Genomic DNA, 18,625 nt, shown 5'->3' with positions numbered 1-18,625 from the left:
CAGGCGAGACTACCGCCCGAACAACTGCGCAGCGACCGGTACATTGACGCTCGTAGGGATTGACGGGTCTTGTACGGGGGTCTCATGGACGACGGCACGGTGCCGGTGTGGGTCGGGCGGGGCGCGGCCGCGGTCGCGGCGGTCGGGGCGGCGGTGGCGCTGGTCGGGTTGACCACCGGCGCCTGGGCGACGTGCACCGTGCTCGGGTTGAGCACCGCGCGCGGCAACCATGACGCCGACCCGAGCCGGCGCCTCGACGTGGACCTGTTTCCGGACGGGCGGGTCGCAGCGCACGGCGAGACGTCGATGCGGCAGCTGTTCGAGGACGGGGAGCACGCCGCGGCGCGCAGCGCGCTGAGCCACGCGATTCCCGGGGTGCTGGACGGCTTCGCGATCGCCTGTGCCGTCGCGATCGGGCTGCTGGCCGTCGTCGGCATCGGGAAGCGGCTGCCGGCGTACCTGTGGACGATCGGCTGCGCGCTCGCGGTGGGTGCGCTGACGGCGGTCGCGGTGCTGCGCTTCGAGCTGCTGGCCGCGCTCGCGGCGTTCGGCCCGCAGCTGGCATCGCACTCCCAGGTCGAGGGCGCACCGCTGGCGACGTGGACCACGGCCGCGCTCGTGGTGTATCTCGTCGCCGCCGCGGTCGCCGCGCACCCGCGGGTCCAGGCGGTCGGGGAATAGTCGGGATCGACGGGCTTTCCTGGATCACGCACAACGTTCGGCAGGCAACTCACGAGGACCAGACATTCATGCGCCACGGTTGGTCAGGAATTCCGTCGCGGTCTTGTCACGCAGCGTGCAGCCGCATAGAACTCCCTGCATGCGTGTTCCATTGCCGAGCGGCAACACCGACCACGGACGGCTCCCCCATGCCGGTGAGCTGTTCACCGACCGCGAGTCGGAGTCGCAGGCCTTCACCTCGACGCTGGCGAGCTTCCGCCAACTGCTCGACCAGGACGTCGAGGTCGGGGTCGCCCGGCACAACGTGCTGACCTTCTACGGACTCGGCGGCATCGGCAAGACCGCACTGTCGGAGCGCCTGGAAGCGTGGGTGAGCGATCGCCTGCCACCGGTCCACGACTGGGGACCGCCACCGCCGACGAAGGTCAGCGCGACCGCACGGATCGACCTGCACGGCTCCAGCGGGCGGATGGACCTCCCGGCGACACTGCTCGCGTTGCGCGCCGGCGCCGCCAAGATCCGGGATCGGTGGCCGGTCTTCGACCTCGCGTTCGCCGCGTACTGGTCAGCGGTCCGGCCCGGCGAACCGCTACCGGAGATCCACGGCAGGCGCGAGTATGCCGACACGGTCGCGAACACCGTCTCGGCGCTGCTGAGCGACCTCGGATCGGCGGCCGGCTTCATCGTCGGGACGCCGGTGGGCATGGGCGTCTGGGGAATCCGGAAGATCATCGGCATGCTGCGTCGCCGGCGGGACCTCCGGCTCGGTGTGGAGGCATTCGACGGATTCGAACAGTTCCTCGTGCGCTGCGGCGACGAGCCCAGCCCCACCGAGTCGAGACCCGCATTGGCCTGTGAGATCGCGGCGACCCTCTCGTGGGAGCTGGCGACCATGGTGCCCTCCCCGCTGCTGACCGTCTTCATCGACACCACCGAACGTCTGGCGCTCGACCCGAGGAGAGTGTCGGAGGGCCACCTGAACCGGCTGGTCCACAGCATGCCGAACGTTCTGTTCGTGATGGCCGGGCGGGAGATGCTGGACTGGTACGACGAGAGCCAGGTCGATCTACCCTATCGGGGCCGGTGGACCTGGCCCGGTCTGGTGCCGGGCACGCAGGAGTCGCCGCGGCAGCACCTGGTCGGCAACCTGTCCCCGGCGGACACCCGGCAGGTCATCGAACGCGGCCGGCGCCAGCTCGACCTGCCAATGGATGACGACGTCGTGGAGCAGCTGGCCGACGCGTCCGCCGGTCTGCCGCAGTACCTGGAGCTGGCCCGGCAGGTGGCGATGTCCGCGAAGGACGCCGGTGACGGTCGGCGGGTGCAGGTCGCCGACGTGACCGGCTCGCTCAGCTCGCTGGTGCTCCGGGTCCTGGACGACGTCCCACCGGACGAGCAGCGGGCGATCCGGGCGGCGTGCCTGTTCCGCGTCTTCGACACCACGCTCATCGCCGCGGCCGCCGACGTCGACCACGGGTGCGCCGATCGGGCCGTCGCCCGGCCGATGATCGATCGGCATGAGGGCCGCTTTCCGTACCGCATGCACGACGCCGTCCGCGAAGCTGTCCGCCGCACCGATCATCAGGTGCCCGGCGGCTGGTCGGAGCAGGACTGGGAGCTGGCGGCCAGCCGGGCGGCCGCGGCGGCGCGGGTGCTGCACGACGCGGCCAAGCTGCGCGAGGACACCCGCGAGGTGCTCGACGTGATCGGCATCGCCATCGGGCTGGTGTGCGAACAGCACACCACGCTGGAGAAGCCGGAGGACTCGCCGTACGCGGACTGGCTGACGAAGGCGATCGTGCACGGCCCCGCGTTGCAGGGGCTGCGGTCACGGATACCGGCATCGAGCCGGACCGAGTACGGCCGGCACGTGCTGAACTTCATCTCCGCGAAGTCGCTCGAGACGCCGTCGGAGGAGCGCGTGCAGGCCCTGCGCGACACGTTCGCCTCGGAGCACCCGCTGCGCAACATTGCCGGCCGGCACCTCGGGTACGCGTTCAAACTGCAGCACCGCTGGGACGACGCGCTGGCGACGTTCCAAGAGCTCGTGGCCCGCGCGCCCTCTGCGGTGAACCGCGCGCAGATCCCGCAGGTGCTGAGCATGGCGCGCCGGTTCGTCGATGCGCGGGACGCGGCGGCCGGCCTGCCCTCCGAAGTACTGATCACCCGGGTCCAGGAGTACGCCCACGGCGTTCCGGACCGGTACTTCGCGGAAATCGACGAGAAGGTGACCACGCTCCGTCAGGCGGGCCGGCAGCGTGAGTACCTCGAGGAGATGGGCGACTACCTGGTGCGCCGGGCGTTCTTCCGCGGGGACCTCGGCGTCGACGAGCTCGACGGGTATCACAACCAGGTCGAGCTGGCGGGCCACATGTTCGGCATCCGCAGCGCCCTGCTGGCCCGGGTGCTCGTGCGGGGGGCCGATCGGGTGGAACGCGCCGAGGCGCTCGACCGGCTCCGGAGGTTGGACATGGCGTCCGAGCACGGCGGCACGATCGGGTTCCGGTATGCGTTCGCCGAGTTCTGCGACGCGCGGCTGGCCGGCGACCGCGATCGCCTGGTGGCGCTCCGGGAGGAGGTCGGGGGTCTGGCGGAGCGCACCAGGCCCTGGATTCCGGTGGAGTGCTTCCTCGACACGGCGGGCCTGCCGGTGCCGGCCGTCCCGACCCAATGGTTCGGGACGTACGAGATCGTCCAGCAGCGCTGGGCGGATCATCTGCAGCGGTATCTGGCACGCGGGTGAACGCCGGGCGCACCTTGACGGGTGCGCCCGGCGGACGTGTTACTGGTAGAGCACTGCGGAGATCTTGGCGTCGTCGATGTTGGTCTTGTCGTACCAGTAGAAGCCGGTGTCGATGCTCTTCGGCAGCTTCTCGCCCTTGATGGCGGCGACGGCGGCCTTCACGGTCTCGTAGCCGATGCCGACGGGGTTCTGGGTGATGGCGCCGTACATCGTGCCGGCCTTGATGGCGTCGATCTGGTCCTTGCCGGAGTCGAAGCCGACGATCGTGATCTTGCCGGTGAGGCCCTTCTCCTGGACCGCGTGCAGCACGCCGATCGCGGCGCCCTCGTTGGAGCCGTAGATGCCCTTGAGGTCGGGGTTGGCGGTGAGGATCGCCTTGGCGAGGTCGGTGGCCTTCAGCGGGTCGCCGCTGTACTGGACGTCGACGATCTGGATCTTCGGCTCGTTCTTCTTGATGTACTCCTGGAAGCCGTCGCGGCGCTGGACGCCGGTGACGCTGGTCTGGTCGTGGACGACCATGGCGATCTTGCCTTCGTGGCCGATCTTCTCGGCCATGTGCTTGGCGGCCTCGGCGGCGGCGGCGAGGTTGTCGGTGGAGGCGGTGGTGATCGGCACGTCGCTGTCGACGCCGGAGTCGAACGCGATCACCGGGATCTTCGCGTTCTTCGCCTGCGTCATGAGCGGGCCGGCGGCCTGGCTGTCGATGGCGGCGAAGCCGATCGCGCCGGGCTTCTTGTCGATGACCGTCTGCAGCAGCTGGATCTGCTGCTCGACGTTGCCCTCCTCCTGGGCGCCTTCGAAGGTGACGTCGACGTTGAACTCCTTGCCGGCCTGCTCCGCGCCGGCCTTCACGGCCTGCCAGAACTGGTGGCGGAAACCCTTGGAGATGAGCGCGACGTAGGGCTTCTTGTCCGTGCCGGGCTTCTCGGCGGCCTCGGAGCAGGCGCCGAGCGCTAAGGTGATCGCGGTCGCGCCGAGCAGCGCGACGAATGCCTTCCTGTGCATCTGGAACTCCTTGAAGGTGGGGGGGTGTTCAGTTCGCTTTTCTGCGCAGCATGTCGACGTAGACGGCGACGAGAATGACGCAGCCGACCACGACCGATTGCCACTCCTGCGGCACGGCGGTGACGCGCAGGCCGTTGGTGAGCACGGCGACGATGAGGGCGCCGACGACGGTGCCGGCGATCGAGCCGCGCCCGCCTTGCAGTGAGGTGCCGCCGATGACGACCGCGGCGATGGCTTCCAGCTCCAGGCCCATGCCGCCGACCGGTTGGGCGGAGCTGAGCCGGGACGCGGCGAGGACACCGGCGATGCCGACGAACAGCCCGGCGATCGTGTAGATGGTGAGCTTCCAGCGCACCACGTTGACGCCGGACAGGGCGGTGGCCGCCTCGTTGCTGCCGATCGAGAAGGCGTACCGCCCGACGATGGTCTTGCTGAGCACCACCGCGGCCACGACGGTGAGGACCAGGAAGATGAGCACGCCGAGGGGGAAGCGGGCGCCCGGGATCACGTCGTAGTTCATCAGGAGCTGGAAGTCGGGGTGCTCCTTGAAGTAGATCGGTTTCGTGCCGGAGATGACCAGGGACAGGCCGGACGCGACGAGCATCATGCCGAGCGTCGCGATGAACGGTGGCAGCCCCAGCACGGACACGTTGAACCCGTTGATGAAGCCGATGAGGCCGCCGAACAGGATCGCCCCGATGACGCCGGCCCAGGCGGGCCAGCCCCAGTAGGTCATGAACACGCCCGTCATCACGCCGCACAGGATCATGCCGGTGCCGATGGACAGGTCGATGCCGCCGGAGACGATGACGAAGGTGGTGCCCAGGGCCAGGATCCCGGTGACCGTGGCGGCCATGAGGATGCCGACGAGGTTGCTCGGGGTGAAGAAGTACGGGCTGGCGAACGAGAAGAACACGAGGATCGCGATGAGGCTGGCGAGCGCGAGCAGCTGCTGCACGGAGCCCCGGACCCTGGCGGGGATTGGGATCGCGGTCACGAGGTCACCGTTCCTTGGGCGCTGAAGCGGGTGGCATAGTCCATGATCAATTCTTGGGAGGCGTCGGTACTGTCGAGCACGGCGGTGATCCGCCCCTGGCACATGACGGCGATGCGGTGCGACATCCGCAGGACCTCGGGCAGCTCGGAGGAGATCATCACGATCGCCTTGCCGTCGGCGGCGAGCTCGTCGAGCAGCGCGTAGATCTCGTCCTTCGCGCCGACGTCGATGCCGCGCGTCGGTTCGTCGAAGATGAGCACGTCGCAGTCGCGGACGAGCCACTTGGCGATGACGGTCTTCTGCTGGTTGCCGCCGGAGAGGTTCTGCACCAGCTGCCCGGTCGACGGGGTCCGGATGCGCAGCTTGGCGACGTAGTCGGTGGCGGTCTTGCCGATCATCCGGTCGGCGACGAGACCGAACGCGGAGGTGAAGCGGGGCATCGAGGCGAGCACGACGTTGTCGCGCACGCTGCGCCCGAGCAGGACGCCGTAGCGTTTGCGGTCCTCGGACAGGTAGCCGATGCCGGCCCGGGCGGCGTCGGCCGGGTTGGAGATGGCGACCTCGCGGCCGTGGACGGTGACCGTGCCGCCGTCCTTGCGGTCCGCGCCGACGAGGGCCCGGGCGAGCTCGGTGCGGCCGGCGCCCATGAGCCCGGCGAACCCGAGGATCTCCCCGCGGCGCACCTCGAAGCTGACGTCGCGGAGCAGGGCCTTGGTGTGCAGGCCCCGCACGGACAGCACCGGCTCGCCGGTGACGACCGCGGCCCGGGGCCGCTGCTCGCCGGTGATCGTCCGCCCGACCATCAGCGAGATCACCTGCGGGACGGTGCTGGACGCGGTGTCGAGGGTGTCGACGTAGCGCCCGTCGCGCAGCACCGTGATCCGGTCGGTGATCTCGGCCAGCTCGTGCATCCGGTGCGAGATGTAGATGACGCCGGTCGTCGGGGTGACGAACCGCCGGATGAGCCCGAACAGCGTGTTCACCTCGACCTCGTTGAGCGCCGCGGTCGGCTCGTCCATGACCAGGACCCGGGCGTTGAAGCTGAGCGCCCGGGCGATCTCGACCATCTGCTGGCGGGCCACCGTCAGGTCACCGATGAGGTCGGTCGGTTCCAGCGGCAGGCCGAGCCGGTCGAGCAGCTCCCTGGTGCGGCGGTTGAGCGCCCGTTCGGACAGCAGCAGCCCGCCGATGCGCGGCTCGCGGCCGATGAAGATGTTCTGCGCGACGGTGAGGTCCGGCATCAGGTTGAGCTCCTGATGGATGATCGAGATGCCGAGCTCCTGCGCGTGGCGGGGGCTCGCCGGGGTGTACTGCACACCGTCGAGGAAGAACTCACCGCCGTCGGGCCGGTCGATGCCGGACAGCAGCTTCATCAGCGTCGACTTGCCGGCGCCGTTCTCCCCGACGAGGGCCAGGACCTCGCCGTGGCGCAGTTCCAGGTCGACGTCGTCCAGTGCCCGCACGCCGGGGAAGCTCTTGCTCGCGCCGCGCACCTCCAGCAGCGTCATGTCAGGCACCCCCGACCCGCGTCTGCCAGTACCCGCCGTCCGGGTAGCCGAACTCGACCAGCGACCGCTCGTGCATCTGCGCGCTGTATCCGGGCGCCGACGGCAGCACGTAGTGCCCGTCGACGACGACGCACGGGTCGGTGAAGTGCTCGTGCAGGTGGTCGACGTACTCCGTGACCCGGCTGTCCAGGGAGCCGGACACCGCGACGAAGTCGAAGATCGACAGGTGCTGGACGAGCTCGCACAGCCCGACCCCGCCGGCGTGCGGGCACACCGGGACGCCGAACTTCTTCGCCATCAGGTAGACCGCGAGGATCTCGTTGACGCCGGCGAGCCGGGCCGAGTCGAGCTGGCAGTAGTCGATCGCGCCGGCCTGGAAGAGCTGCTTGAACAACACCCGGTTCATGCCGTGCTCGCCGGTGGCGACGCCGATGGGGGCCACCGCCCGCCGGATCGCGGCGTGACCGAGGACGTCGTCGGGGCTGGTCGGCTCCTCGATCCACAGTGGACGGAACTCGGCCAGCTCGCCGACCCAGTCGATCGCCTGCGGCACGTCCCAGACCTGGTTGGCGTCGATCATGAGGTTGGCGTCCCAGCCGATCACCTCGCGGGCGATCCGCAGGCGCCGCACGTCGTCGGCGAGGTCCTGCCCGACCTTGAGCTTGACGTGCCGGTAGCCGGAGTCGACCGCCTCCTTCAGCAGCCGGCGCAGCTTGTCGTCGTCGTAGCCGAGCCAGCCCGCGCTGGTCGTGTAGCACGGGTAGCCGCCCAGCTCGCGCAGCTGCTGCAGCCGCTGGGCCCGGGTCGGCTCCATCTCCCGCAGCATGGCGAGGGCCTCGTCGGGGGTCAGGGCGTCGGTGATGTACCGGAAGTCGGTCGCGGCGACGAGCTCCTCCGGCGACATCTCGGCGAGCAGCCGCCACAGCGGCTTGCCGGCGCGGCGGGCGGCGAGGTCCCACAGCGCGTTCATCACCGCGGCGAGGGCCAGGTGCACGACCCCCTTCTCCGGCCCCAGCCAGCGCAGCTGCGAGTCGCCGCTCAGCTCCCGGTACACCGCGCCGAGGTCGCCGCACAGCTCGCCGGCGTCGCGGCCGAGCAGCGGCTGCGCGCGCTGCCGCACGGCCTCGGTGACCAGGTCGGTGCCGCGGCCGATGGTGAAGGTGAAGCCGTGCCCGGCCAGGCCGGGGGTGTCGGTCTCCAGCACCACGTACGCGGCCGAGTAGTCGGCGTCCTTGTTCATCGCGTCCGACCCGTCGAGCCTCAGCGACGTCGGGAAACGCACGTCGTGGATCCGTACTGCGGTGATCGTCGTCATGCACATACTTCCGTCCGGCGCGCGGACCATGCCTGGTGAGCAATGATCCGATCTATTGGCGTCGGACACTAGCACCGCCCGATGCGGTTCGTCTCCCCCGAAGCGCCACATTCATAGGATGTCTTTCGATAACGATTGGCCTACGACGCGATTTGTCCGGGTTGACGTTTCCAGACCTCCCATGTCTAATCCCTCCGTTGCTCCACTAGACATCCGATGGCTTCGGCGTCGGTTTTGGTTAAGGGGCCCGCCATGCTCCGACGCACCGGCACGACGATCGCGCTGCTCGCGCTGATCGGACTCACCGCCTGCAAAGGCCCCGAGGGCACCGGCACCGCCGACGACGCCACCGACTCCGGCGGCCGCATCACCGTGTGGGTCGACCCGCCCCGATTACCCGCGGTGAACGCCTTCCAGCAGGCCCACCCCGAGATCCCCGTCGACGTGATGACGATCAACGGCAACGTCGGCAGCACCGAGCTGCAGCAGAAGTTCGTGCTGTTCAACCAGGCCGGCACCGGCTGGCCGGACGCGATCTTCTTCCCGTCCAACGACGACATCGCCTGGGCCGCCAACTCCAAAATCAACTACGTCCGCGACCTCACCGACGACCTCGCCGACGTCATCGCCCAGTACGCACCCAGCTCCATCTCCCAGTGCCGCATCGACGGGCTGTTCCGCTGCCTGCGCAACGACGCCGCACCCGACGTGCTGTGGTACGACAAGCAGCTGATGGCCGCCTGGGGCTACCAGCCGCCGACCACCTGGGAGGACTACGAGAAGCTCAGCCTGCGCATCGCCGCCGAACACCCCGGCTACGTCACCGGCTTCCTCGGCGACGCCTACGCCCCCGACCGGTACCTGTGGGCCAGCGGCTGCCCCACCAACGACCGGCTCAGCGAGCGGCAGGTGCACATCAACCTCGGCGACCCCCGCTGCACCCGCGTCCGCGACCTGCTCGACCACCTCGTCGCCGCCGACGTCGTCTCACCCGCCGGCATCTTCTCCCCCGACGCGACCGCACTCGGCAAGCGCCTCGTCATGAGCCCCGGCGCGGTGTGGTGGGGCAGCTTCCTGTTCCGCGACACCTGGAAGGTCCCGCCCGGCCGCATCGCCGCCGCCGCCCCGCTGCGCTGGACCGCCGACCCCACCCCGTTCACCAGCTCCGAGGGCGGCGGCCTGTGGGGCTTCTCCCGCCACATCAAAGGCACCCAGCTGCAGAACACCCTGACCTTCGCCCGGTTCGTCGCGACCGACCCGCGCTGGCAGGTCGACCTCAGCGTCGGCCTGCCCGGCGTCGGGCCGCTGCAACAGCCGTGGCTGACCAGGCAGCGCGAGACCGGATACCTCGCCGACTTCGACGCCGCCGCGGCCGCGTTCGTCCTGGCCAGCACGATCGTGCGACCGGAACGCGACTACACCCGCTACAACACCGGCACCGTGTGGACGCACACCGTCACCCCGGCGCTCACCTCGGGCCGGTCCTTCGCCCACGCCTGGACCGTCTTCGGCGAGCGACTCGTCGGCGAGGCACGGTCCTTCGGCTACACCGTCCACAACAGTGCGTGAGGGCCACCGTGACGACGTACCGGAGCATCCAGACCGAACCATGGACACCCCGCCACCAGGTCCACCCCCAACCGGTGCCGGCCCGCAAAGTCAGGCGGACCGGAAAGACCGGACGAGCCGTGCGGACGGGACGCCGCGCCGCCGCGGTCCTCGTCCTGCCCTACGTCGCGCTGCTGCTCGTCGGCGGCCTCGTGCCCGCCGGGTACGCCGTCGTCAAGAGCCTGCAGAACGAGTCCGAGACCGGCTTCGGCGGGATCAGCAGCTACCAGCGGGTCGTGTCGGACCTGCGCTTCGCCGAGACCTTCGGCAACGTCGCGCTCACCCTGCTGATCTGGCTGCCGCTGATGCTCATCGGCGTCGTCGGGCTCGCACTGCTCGTCGACGCCAGCCCCGGCCGGTTCGGCACCACCATGCGCTTCATCTACTACCTGCCCGGCGCCCTCGCCGGCGTCGCCAACTTCATGCTCTGGCTGTTTCTGCTCGACCCCGGGCAGAGCCCGATCGCCTTCCTGTGGCACGGCTTCGGCTACGGCACCCTCAACGAGGTCGCCCAACCCGGAAACCTGCCCTACATCCTCGCCGCGATGCTGTTCTTCCAGGGCGCCGGCACCTGGGTCGTGGTGCTCAGCGGCGGCCTGCACAGCATCCCCGACCACGTCCTGGAGGCGGCACGGATCGACGGCGCCGGCGCCTGGGACACCGCGTGGCGGGTCAAACTGCCGATGATCCGGCCGTGGCTGGGATACCTGACGCTGCTCAACCTCGCCTACGGCTTCCAGCTGTTCCTGGAGCCGCAGGTCCTCAGCCAGGTCACACACGGGCTGATCGCACCGCAGTGGACGCCGAACCAGCTCGGCTTCTCCTACGCGTACCAGATCCTCGACACCCCGATGGCCGCCGCCATGTCGGTGATCCTGCTGGCCATCACGCTCGGCGTCGGCCTGCTGGTCGTGCGCCGCAGCGGCCTCTTCGACGACGGACGGTGACCCGAACATGTCCCCAGCCCTCGGCCGCACCGGCCGGATCGTGACCCTGCTGCTCGTCGCCACCGGCTTCGCCTACCCCGTCGCCGCCTTCGCCGTGGTCGGCCTGCGCCGCGACGACGGCACCGGACCCACCGGCCTCGCGCTGCGCAACGCCTGGGACAGCTGGCAGACCGTGCTGCGGTTCAACGACGGGGTCGTGCTCAGCTGGCTCGGCAACTCGCTGATCGTGGCCACCGGCGGCGCGCTCGTCGCCGTCGCGGTCGGCATCCCGGCCGGCTACGCCCTCGCCCGGCTGCGCTTCCCCGGCCGGCGCCTGCTGCGCTTCTGCACCCTGCTGACGATGGTCGTGCCGAACACCGTGCTGGTGATCCCCCTCTACCTGGAGGTCAGCGCCGTCGGCGCGGTCAACAACATCTGGGTCGTCGCCCTGCTCATGGGCTTCCACCCGTTCGGCGTGTACCTCACCTACATCCACTTCCGGACCACCCTGCCGGCGCCGGTGCTCGAGGCCGCCCGCATCGACGGGCTGTCGGAGACCGACATCTTCCGCCGGGTCGCGCTCCCCGCGTCGAAGCCGGCGGTCGCCCTGGTCGGCTTCTTCAGCTTCGTCGCCAACTGGACCAACTTCTTCCTGCCCCTGGTCCTGCTGCCGCTGTCCTCCAGCACCACCATCTCGGTCGGCCTGCCCCAGCTGGTCTCCTCCAGCCCGCTGTTCGACCCGACCAACGCCGCCGGCCTCGACGTGCGCCTCTACGCACCCCAGCTGGCCGTCGCCACACTCGTCACGGTCGCACCCGTGCTCGCCGTCTTCGTGATCGCCCAGCGCGCGCTCACCCGCGGCCAGATGCTCGGCGCCACCCGCTAATCCTTCATGCCGTCTCCTTCATGCCGGCGCTGCCCTGCCGATCTGCCGGGTGACGTCGTCGACGCCGGAGGAGGATGGCTGCCGTGATCGTTCGGGCGGTCGGGCGCGCCGCCGCGATGGCGTTCCGGCCGGCGGCCGCGCTGACCGGCCGGCTCCGCTACGCCCAGAAGTTCGTCGTGGTGGGCCTGGTGCTGGTGGTGCCACTGTTGGCGGTGGCGCTGCTCTACGTCGACGAGCAGCGTGCCGACATCGCCGCGACCGCGCGGGAGCGGCACGGCGTGCAGTTCATCGGCCCGCTCACGATCCTGACGACCCACCTGGTCAACGCCCGGCACGAGGTCGCGCTGTCCAACGGCACCGCCAGGCCGGACCTGTCGGCCGACCTGACCCGGATCGACCAGCTCGACCGGCGGCTCGGAGCGACGCTCGGCATCAGCGCCGACTGGCACTCGGTGCGCCGGTCGACCGAGGCAGCCGGGCAGTCCTCGGGCGGCGCGCTGGAACGGGTGCGGATCTACGACTCCGCGGTCGACGCCGTGCTCGCCTTCATCGTCAAGGTCGGCGACCAGTCCGGGCTCACCCTCGACCCCGACCTCGACTCGTACTACCTGGTGCAGATCGTGCAGAACGAGCTGCCGCTGCTGCTCGACGCCGTCGGCCGGGCCACCGACCGGGCCTCGTTCGCCGACCCACGGTCGCTGTCTCCCGACGCGGACGCCTTCATCGAGCTCGGCGTCTACAACGGCGTCGTGGCCAGCGCCCACAAGGCCATCAAACGGGCGTCGCGGTCCGTCGAGGACCTGACCGCCGACGAGGCCGTCCGGCGCACCGTGAAGAGCCACTTCGCCCGGCTCGACGTCGTGACCGCGGCCTTCGACCGGCAGCTGCAGGAGGCGGTCGGGACCCGGCGGGTCGGCGCCGCGCTGGCCAACGGCGCCGACAGCGTCCGGTCCGAGGCCACCTACTTCGCCACCGACTCCGCGACCGCGCTGGACCGGCTGCTGCTCACCCGGATCGACACGCTGACCACCCGCACGCAACGGGTCCAGCTCGGCGCCGGGATCGCCGCCGCGCTCGCGGTGTACCTGTTCGTCGGCTTCTACCTGTCGGTGATCTCGCCGATCCGCCGGATCGTGGCGGTCCTGCACGACGTCGCCGACGGCGACCTGACCAGCCGGGTCACCGTCGACACCCACGACGAGCTCGGTTTCGTCGCCCGCGCCCTCAACGACACGATCGGCAAGACCGAGATCGCCACCGGCCGGCTCGGCCGGCAGGCCAGCCACGACACGCTCACCGGACTGCCGAACCGGGCGTTCGCCCTGCGACGGCTCGACGAGGCCCTGCAACGCTCCCGGCACGGCGACCGGTCCCCGATGGCCGTGCTGTTCATCGACCTCGACAAGTTCAAAATCATCAACGACACGCTCGGGCACGCCGCCGGTGACACCGTGCTGCGCACCGTCGCCGAACGCCTCGCCGGCACCATGCGCCCCACCGACCTGGTGGCCAGGCTCGCCGGCGACGAGTTCGTGGTGATCATCGAGGGTCTGGAGCGACCGGACGAGGCGGTCCACGTCGCCGAACGCATCGTCGAGGAGGTGAGCCGGCCCATCACGATCGCCACCCAGAACGGCGAGCGGGACGTCGCGGTCGGCGGCAGCGTCGGGATCGCCTTCCCGGACGGCACCCGCACCGCCTCCCCCGACGACCTGCTCCGCGACGCGGACGTGGCGATGTACCAGGCCAAGGCGCACGGCCGCGGCCGGGTCGAGATCTTCGACGAGGACATGTACAGCGCCATCGAGGCCCGCATGGAGATCCAGGACGACCTGCGCGCCGCGATCGAGACGGACCAGCTCCAGATCCACTACCAGCCGATCGTCAACCTCACCGACGGAGAGGTCGTGTGTTTCGAGGCGTTCGTGCGCTGGGACCACCCGACCCGCGGCACGGTCGAGGCCCGGGAGGTCGTCGCCCTGGCCGAGGAGACCGGCCTGATCGGCGGCCTCGGCGCCGCCGTCCTGTCCCGGGCCTGCCAGCAGGCCGCGCGCTGGCGCACGACCCGCGCCGGCTGCGCCGATCTGCGGATCTCGGTCAACGTCTCCGGCAAGCAGTTCGGCGAACCGGCGTTCGTGCCGGCCGTCGCCGCCGCGCTCACCGCCAGCGGCCTGGACCCCGACGCGCTCTGGCTGGAGATCACCGAGACGTCGATCATGTCCGACACGGCGACGACGCGAGCGACGGTTGAGGCCGTCCGGGCGCTCGGCGTCCACCTCGCCATCGACGACTTCGGCACCGGGTACTCGTCGCTGGCCTATCTGCGCCGGTTCCCGGTCGACGTGATCAAGATCGACCAGTCGTTCACCTCCGCGCTGGGACACGATCCGGAGGCCGAGGCCATCGTCGCGATGATCGTGCAACTGGCCGCCACGCTGCACATCCACGTGGTGGCCGAAGGGGTGCACGGCGCGGAGCAACTGGACTGCCTGCTCCGGCTGGGCTGCAGCGCCGCCCAGGGGTTCCACCTCGGCCCGCCCGCCCCCGCCGACGAGGTCTGGGACCACATCGGGGACCCGGCCCGACCATCCGCCGTTGGAGGACGACGATGAAGAGCGCCAGGGGCATCACCGCGTGCCTGCTCGGCCTGCTGCTGCCGGTGCAGACCGCCGCCTGCGCCGAGGACCCCGAACCCGGCCGGGCCGCGACCGGACCCGTCACCATCGGCTTCATCACGAAGTTCCCGGGCGACTTCTACGACACGATGGTCGAGGCCGTGCGCAAGTACGACGCCGGTCACGACGACGTCGAAGTCGTCTACGGCCAGGGCAAGAGCGGCACCGACGACGAGAGCGCGATCGGCTTCATCGAGAACATGATCGCGAAGAAGGTCGACGCGATCGCGATCACCCCCACCAGCCCGAACGTGCAGACCTCGCTCGACAAGGCGGTCGCCGCCGGGATCAAGGTCGTCCTCATCGACAACGACCTGCCCGGCTGGACGGGCAAGTCGACGGTCGTGGCCACCGACAACCTCGCCGGCGGCAAACTCGCCGGCGCCTGGCTCGCCGACCGGTTCCCCGCCGGCTCGACCGTCGGCCTGCTCCAGGGCCGGCTCGGCAACCCCTCGCTGGACGACCGGATCAACGGGATGAAGGCCGGCCTCGGCGACAAGCTCACGGTCGTCTCGGAGGTCGCCACCGACTGCGACCAGACGAAGGGCTTCAACGCCGCCCAGGACATCCTGGCGACCCACCCCGACGTCGTGGCGATCTACTCGGCCTGCGGGCCACCCGCCCTCGGCGCGCTCGAGGCGATCAAAGCGGCCAACCGGCAGCAGCAGGTCACACTGCTCGGCTTCGACGCCAGCACCGGCGAGATCGCCGCCATCGCCGCGGGCGACCAGGCCGGCTCGGTCGCGCAGTTCCCGGCCCGGATGGGCACGATGGGCGCCGAGGCGGCCGTCGCAGCCGCCCGCGGCAAGCCGGTCGCACCCAGCATCGACACCGGCACCGAACTGGTCACCAAGTCCAATGTGGACAACTTCAGGTAGCACCACCGTTCACTGCCGACCGTCGCGGTGCCGGTAGCGCTCCCCCTCGGCGGCGCAGTGCTCGGCCCAACGGCGCAGCAGGCCCGCATCGCCCACCGGCTTTCCAGGCATGAACCGGATGAACGGGTCCATCTCCGGTGGATGGTCGAGGTCGTCGTAGAGCAGCTCCAGGACGGCGAGCGGCTCGGTGTACCGGTCGCGGTGCTCATACAGCCAGGCGAGCGCGAGAAACGTCCACACCGCGCCCGGGTCCGGCTCGCCGGGCAGCTGCCCGGCGAGTTGTTCGACGAGATCACCGACGCGTTCCAGGTCCGTGGCCAGCAACAGGGCCAGCTCCTCCGCCGCCGGCGGCAGCGCGGCTCCGGCCGAGGAGGCGGCGAGAGCGAGCGCCACGACGTCGGCGTCACGCAGCCATCCCCGCCGGTACCCGTCGACCAGCTCACCGGGGCGCAGCATCACCCGGTCGTTGATGAACGCAGCCCGGATCGAGACGTGCAACAACGTTGGCCTCTCCGCCTCTGGCCTACGCCTCGTCGGGTCCGTGCGCGCGGTGCGCGTCGAGGATCGTGTTGAGCTCGCGCCGGTAGTCCCCGGCCGCCGCCGGGTCGCCGTCGAAGTAGGACTCCCAGAATCCCGGGGCCAGCCACTCACGGTAGGGACGGAAGCCGGGGCGCACTGTCCGGTCGCACGGCACCCGGGGCCGCCGATCTGATGACGTCGCACGGCGGTGGTGAGGCGGCTCACGTGGTGCCGGACCTCCGACAGCACCCCCTGCCCGGACCTGCCGGCCGCGTACTGTGGGCCGTCGGAGGGCTGGGGGAGCCATGGATCTGCTGGAACGGGACGCCGCGCTGGCGTCGCTGGGCGAATACGCGCAGCAGGCGCGGGCCGGGCAGGGGTGCCTGGTCCTCGTGGCGGGCGAGGCGGGCGTCGGCAAGTCGACGCTGGTCGAGGTCCTCGCCGAACGCCTCGCCGACGCGCGGTGGGCGTGGGGGCTGTGCGACGGCCTGTTCACGCCCCGGCCGCTCGGGCCGCTGTTCGACATCGCCGCCGAGCTCGGCGGGGAGCTGCTGGAGCTGTCCCGGTCCGGCGGCTCCCGGGAGGAGCTGTTCGGGGCGCTGCTGCGGCAGCTCGGCGCTCCCGGCACCCTGCACGTCGTCGTGATCGAGGACCTGCACTGGGCCGACGAGGCGACGATCGACCTGGTGCGGTTCCTGGCCCGCCGGGTGCGAAACGTCCCCGTCCTGCTGGTCGTGACCTACCGCGACGACAGCCTGGCGCCCGGGCACCCGCTGCGGATCGCGCTGGGCGACCTGGGCCGGCAGCGCTCCACCCGCCGGATCGGGCTCGCGCCGCTGTCCGCGGACGCGGTCGCGGTCCTGGCCGGGGACCACGGTCTGGAGCCGGTCGCGCTGCACCGGCTGACCGGCGGCAACCCCTACTTCGTGAGCGAGGTCGTGCGGGCCGGTGCAGCGACGGTGCCGGCGTCCGCGCGCGACGCGGTGCTGGCCAGGGTGGCGGAGCTGTCCGGCGACGCCCGCGGGGTGCTCGACGCGGCGGCGCTGATCGGCACCCGGATCGAGCCTCGGCTGCTGGCCGCGGCCACCATCGCCTCGGCCACCGTCCTGGATGAGCTCGTCGACTCGGGGCTGCTCGTCGGCGACGGGCCCGGCCTGCGGTTCCGGCACGAGCTGGGCCGCCTCGCCGTGGAGCAGGCCGTGCCCGCGCACCGGACCGGGCTCATCCACGCCCGGATCCTCGCGGCGCTGCAGGACCTCGGCAGCGACGACGACGCGGGCCTGGCGCACCACGCCGAGGCGGCGGGTGACACCGCGGCGGCGCTGCACCACGCGGTCCGGGCGGCCAGACGGGCGGCCGGGTTCAAGTCGCACCGGGAGGCGGCGGCGCAGTATCAGCGGGCGGTGCGCTGCGACCCCGACGATCCGCGGCTCTACGACGCGCTCGGCGTCGAACTGTCCTTCGTGGACGGCTGGGCGGGAGTGGCCGAGGCCGCGGACCGGGCGCGGACGCTGTGGCGGGCCGCCGGCGACCCGCTGCGGGAGGGCGCGGCGCTGCGGCTGCACTCCGCCGCCATGGTCAGCCTGTGCCGGGGCCGGGAGGCGATCGGCGACGCCGAGGCGGCCATCGCCGTGCTCGAGCCGCTGGGGCCCGGCGTCGAACTGGCCCGCGCGTACGGGCACCTGGCCAAGCAGCGGCTGCTCGCCGACCGTAACGCCGAGGCCGTCGAGCTGGCCGGCCGCAGCCAGGACATCGCCGCGCCGCTCGGCCTGGTCGACGTGCTCAGCGACACCATGAACACCGAGGCGGTGGCGCGCCGCATGCTCGGCCAGGACTGGACCGGGCTGATCCGCCGCGCGCTGGACATCGCCGTGGCGAACCGGCTCGACGGGCAGGCCGGCCGGGCGTACACCAACCTGTACGGCATGCTGTGCCGGGAGCGTCGCTACCCCGAGGCGGACCCGGTGTACCAGGAGGCCATCGCCTACTGCGACGAGTTCGACGTCGACACGTTCGGCACCTGCCTGCGCGGCGAGCGGGCCAACTCGCTGGCGCGGATGGGACGCTGGGACGACGCGCTGGCGCTGTGCCGCGAGGTGCTGACGCGGGTCGAGGAGGCGTCCCCGATCAACCGGATCTACGTGCTGTACTGCGTCGCGACGGTCCGGGCCCGGCGCGACGAGGACGGCGTCTGGGCGGCGCTGGACGAGGCGGCCGCCTCCGCCGACGGCTGCGGCGAGCCGCAGTGGATCGTCAAGTCGCGGATCGGCCGGGCCGAGGCGTTCTGGCTGGCGGGCAAGGTGCAGGACGCCCGGGTCGAGGCCGAACTCGCCGACGACGTGGTCGGCGACGCCGACGGGTGGATGCGCGGCTGGGTCGCGGTCTGGCTGCGCCGCACCGGCTCCGACCGGCCCGCACGCGGCGAACTGGCCGAGCCGTTCCGGCTGGAGATCGGCGGTGACTGCGCCGGTGCGGCCGCGGCCTGGCTCGACCTGAGCTGCCCGTACGACGCGGCGCTGGCGCTGCTGGGTGCCGCCGACGAGCAGTCGCTGCGCCGGGCGGTGGGGATGCTCGGCGACCTGGGTGCGACGGCCGCGGTGCGGGTGGCCCGGCAGCTGATGCGCGACCGCGGGATCCGGTCGGTCCCCACCGGCCCGCAGACGGCGACGCGGGCCGACCCGCACGGCCTGACCCGGCGCGAGCAGGAGGTGCTGCACCTGATCTGTGCCGGGAACACCAACGCCGAGATCGCCGCCAACCTCGTGCTGTCGGTGAAGACCGTCGACCACCACGTGTCCGCGGTCCTGTCCAAGCTCGGCGTGTCCACCCGGGCGAAGGCGATCCGGAAGGTGCAGGGCTCCGCGGCCCGGTTCTAGGTACCGGC

At 71.1% G+C, this 18,625-nt stretch carries 14 protein-coding genes; 8 read left to right on the top strand and 6 right to left on the bottom strand.

What is annotated here, in order from left to right; all coding sequences use genetic code 11:
- Window positions 1-84 precede the first annotated feature (84 nt).
- Together Dsi01nite_RS33250 and Dsi01nite_RS33245 are read left to right on the top strand one after the other, a co-directional pair.
- On the top strand, window positions 85-681 hold the full coding sequence (locus tag Dsi01nite_RS33250) for a hypothetical protein (protein ID WP_203850284.1): 597 nt from the start codon (window positions 85-87) through the stop codon (window positions 679-681).
- A 139-nt stretch (window positions 682-820) separates the two neighbouring features.
- Window positions 821-3,424 carry a hypothetical protein gene (locus tag Dsi01nite_RS33245; protein ID WP_203850283.1) on the top strand — a complete coding sequence of 868 codons (2,604 nt, stop codon included), beginning with the start codon at window positions 821-823 and terminating at the stop codon, window positions 3,422-3,424.
- A gap of 39 nt (window positions 3,425-3,463) precedes the next feature.
- Here the strand turns inward: Dsi01nite_RS33245 and Dsi01nite_RS33240 are convergent, their stop codons facing one another.
- The 4 genes from Dsi01nite_RS33240 to Dsi01nite_RS33225 are packed head-to-tail and all read right to left on the bottom strand — an operon-like array spanning window position 3,464 to window position 8,249.
- A complete protein-coding gene (locus Dsi01nite_RS33240) occupies window positions 3,464-4,429 on the bottom strand; it encodes an ABC transporter substrate-binding protein (RefSeq protein ID WP_203850282.1) in 966 nt (321 codons plus the stop codon).
- Between the two features lie 28 nt (window positions 4,430-4,457).
- Window positions 4,458-5,426 carry an ABC transporter permease gene (locus Dsi01nite_RS33235; protein WP_203850281.1) on the bottom strand — a complete coding sequence of 323 codons (969 nt, stop codon included), beginning with the start codon at window positions 5,424-5,426 and terminating at the stop codon, window positions 4,458-4,460.
- Complete coding sequence (locus Dsi01nite_RS33230; RefSeq protein ID WP_203850280.1) at window positions 5,423-6,934, bottom strand: sugar ABC transporter ATP-binding protein; 1,512 nt, start codon at window positions 6,932-6,934, stop codon at window positions 5,423-5,425. Before Dsi01nite_RS33230 ends, Dsi01nite_RS33235 begins: the two co-directional genes overlap by 4 nt.
- Window position 6,935: 1 nt before the next feature.
- Window positions 6,936-8,249 (bottom strand): L-fuconate dehydratase, encoded by a 1,314-nt coding sequence (locus Dsi01nite_RS33225; RefSeq protein ID WP_203850279.1) that lies wholly within the window; start codon window positions 8,247-8,249, stop codon window positions 6,936-6,938.
- 252 nt (window positions 8,250-8,501) lie between these two features.
- Between Dsi01nite_RS33225 and Dsi01nite_RS33220 the strand changes: the two genes are divergently transcribed.
- The 5 genes from Dsi01nite_RS33220 to Dsi01nite_RS33200 all read left to right on the top strand — a co-directional run bounded on the left by Dsi01nite_RS33220 (window position 8,502) and on the right by Dsi01nite_RS33200 (window position 15,222).
- Window positions 8,502-9,818, top strand: coding sequence for an extracellular solute-binding protein (locus Dsi01nite_RS33220; RefSeq protein ID WP_203850278.1), 1,317 nt, complete (start codon window positions 8,502-8,504; stop codon window positions 9,816-9,818).
- A gap of 119 nt (window positions 9,819-9,937) precedes the next feature.
- On the top strand, window positions 9,938-10,804 hold the full coding sequence (locus tag Dsi01nite_RS33215; protein ID WP_203850277.1) for a carbohydrate ABC transporter permease: 867 nt from the start codon (window positions 9,938-9,940) through the stop codon (window positions 10,802-10,804).
- 7 nt (window positions 10,805-10,811) lie between these two features.
- Window positions 10,812-11,669, top strand: a complete 858-nt coding sequence (locus Dsi01nite_RS33210; protein ID WP_203850276.1) for a carbohydrate ABC transporter permease — start codon at window positions 10,812-10,814, stop codon at window positions 11,667-11,669.
- An 83-nt stretch (window positions 11,670-11,752) separates the two neighbouring features.
- Window positions 11,753-14,281 (top strand): putative bifunctional diguanylate cyclase/phosphodiesterase, encoded by a 2,529-nt coding sequence (locus tag Dsi01nite_RS33205; RefSeq protein WP_203850275.1) that lies wholly within the window; start codon window positions 11,753-11,755, stop codon window positions 14,279-14,281.
- Window positions 14,278-15,222 carry a sugar ABC transporter substrate-binding protein gene (locus tag Dsi01nite_RS33200; protein ID WP_203850274.1) on the top strand — a complete coding sequence of 315 codons (945 nt, stop codon included), beginning with the start codon at window positions 14,278-14,280 and terminating at the stop codon, window positions 15,220-15,222. The genes Dsi01nite_RS33205 and Dsi01nite_RS33200 overlap by 4 nt, the downstream gene beginning before the upstream one ends.
- Window positions 15,223-15,231: 9 nt before the next feature.
- Here the strand turns inward: Dsi01nite_RS33200 and Dsi01nite_RS33195 are convergent, their stop codons facing one another.
- Both Dsi01nite_RS33195 and Dsi01nite_RS33190 read right to left on the bottom strand, forming a co-directional pair.
- Window positions 15,232-15,723 (bottom strand): DUF2247 family protein, encoded by a 492-nt coding sequence (locus tag Dsi01nite_RS33195; protein WP_203850273.1) that lies wholly within the window; start codon window positions 15,721-15,723, stop codon window positions 15,232-15,234.
- Window positions 15,724-15,745: 22 nt separating this feature from the next.
- Entirely contained in the window at window positions 15,746-15,898 is a 153-nt protein-coding gene (locus Dsi01nite_RS33190) for a hypothetical protein (RefSeq protein ID WP_203850272.1), read from the bottom strand.
- A gap of 148 nt (window positions 15,899-16,046) precedes the next feature.
- Between Dsi01nite_RS33190 and Dsi01nite_RS33185 the strand changes: the two genes are divergently transcribed.
- Window positions 16,047-18,617, top strand: coding sequence for a helix-turn-helix transcriptional regulator (locus Dsi01nite_RS33185; protein ID WP_203850271.1), 2,571 nt, complete (start codon window positions 16,047-16,049; stop codon window positions 18,615-18,617).
- The last annotated feature ends 8 nt before the right edge of the window (window positions 18,618-18,625 follow it).

Origin of the sequence: Dactylosporangium siamense (genome assembly GCF_016862795.1) — a bacterium.
GTDB lineage: Bacteria > Actinomycetota > Actinomycetes > Mycobacteriales > Micromonosporaceae > Dactylosporangium > Dactylosporangium siamense.
Note: the sequence above shows the minus strand (reverse complement) of the source record. Positions and strands in the feature narration are given on the sequence as shown.

Bases quoted from the DNA above. Each gene is read 5' to 3' on its own strand.
- Dsi01nite_RS33250 (WP_203850284.1), top strand. From the start codon at position 85: ATGGACGACGGCACGGTGCCGGTGTGGGTCGGGCGGGGCGCGGCCGCG.
- Dsi01nite_RS33245 (WP_203850283.1), top strand. From the start codon at position 821: ATGCGTGTTCCATTGCCGAGCGGCAACACCGACCACGGACGGCTCCCC.
- Dsi01nite_RS33240 (WP_203850282.1), bottom strand. From the start codon at position 4,429: ATGCACAGGAAGGCATTCGTCGCGCTGCTCGGCGCGACCGCGATCACC.
- Dsi01nite_RS33230 (WP_203850280.1), bottom strand. From the start codon at position 6,934: ATGACGCTGCTGGAGGTGCGCGGCGCGAGCAAGAGCTTCCCCGGCGTG.
- Dsi01nite_RS33225 (WP_203850279.1), bottom strand. From the start codon at position 8,249: ATGACGACGATCACCGCAGTACGGATCCACGACGTGCGTTTCCCGACG.
- Dsi01nite_RS33220 (WP_203850278.1), top strand. From the start codon at position 8,502: ATGCTCCGACGCACCGGCACGACGATCGCGCTGCTCGCGCTGATCGGA.
- Dsi01nite_RS33210 (WP_203850276.1), top strand. From the start codon at position 10,812: ATGTCCCCAGCCCTCGGCCGCACCGGCCGGATCGTGACCCTGCTGCTC.
- Dsi01nite_RS33200 (WP_203850274.1), top strand. From the start codon at position 14,278: ATGAAGAGCGCCAGGGGCATCACCGCGTGCCTGCTCGGCCTGCTGCTG.
- Dsi01nite_RS33185 (WP_203850271.1), top strand. From the start codon at position 16,047: ATGGATCTGCTGGAACGGGACGCCGCGCTGGCGTCGCTGGGCGAATAC.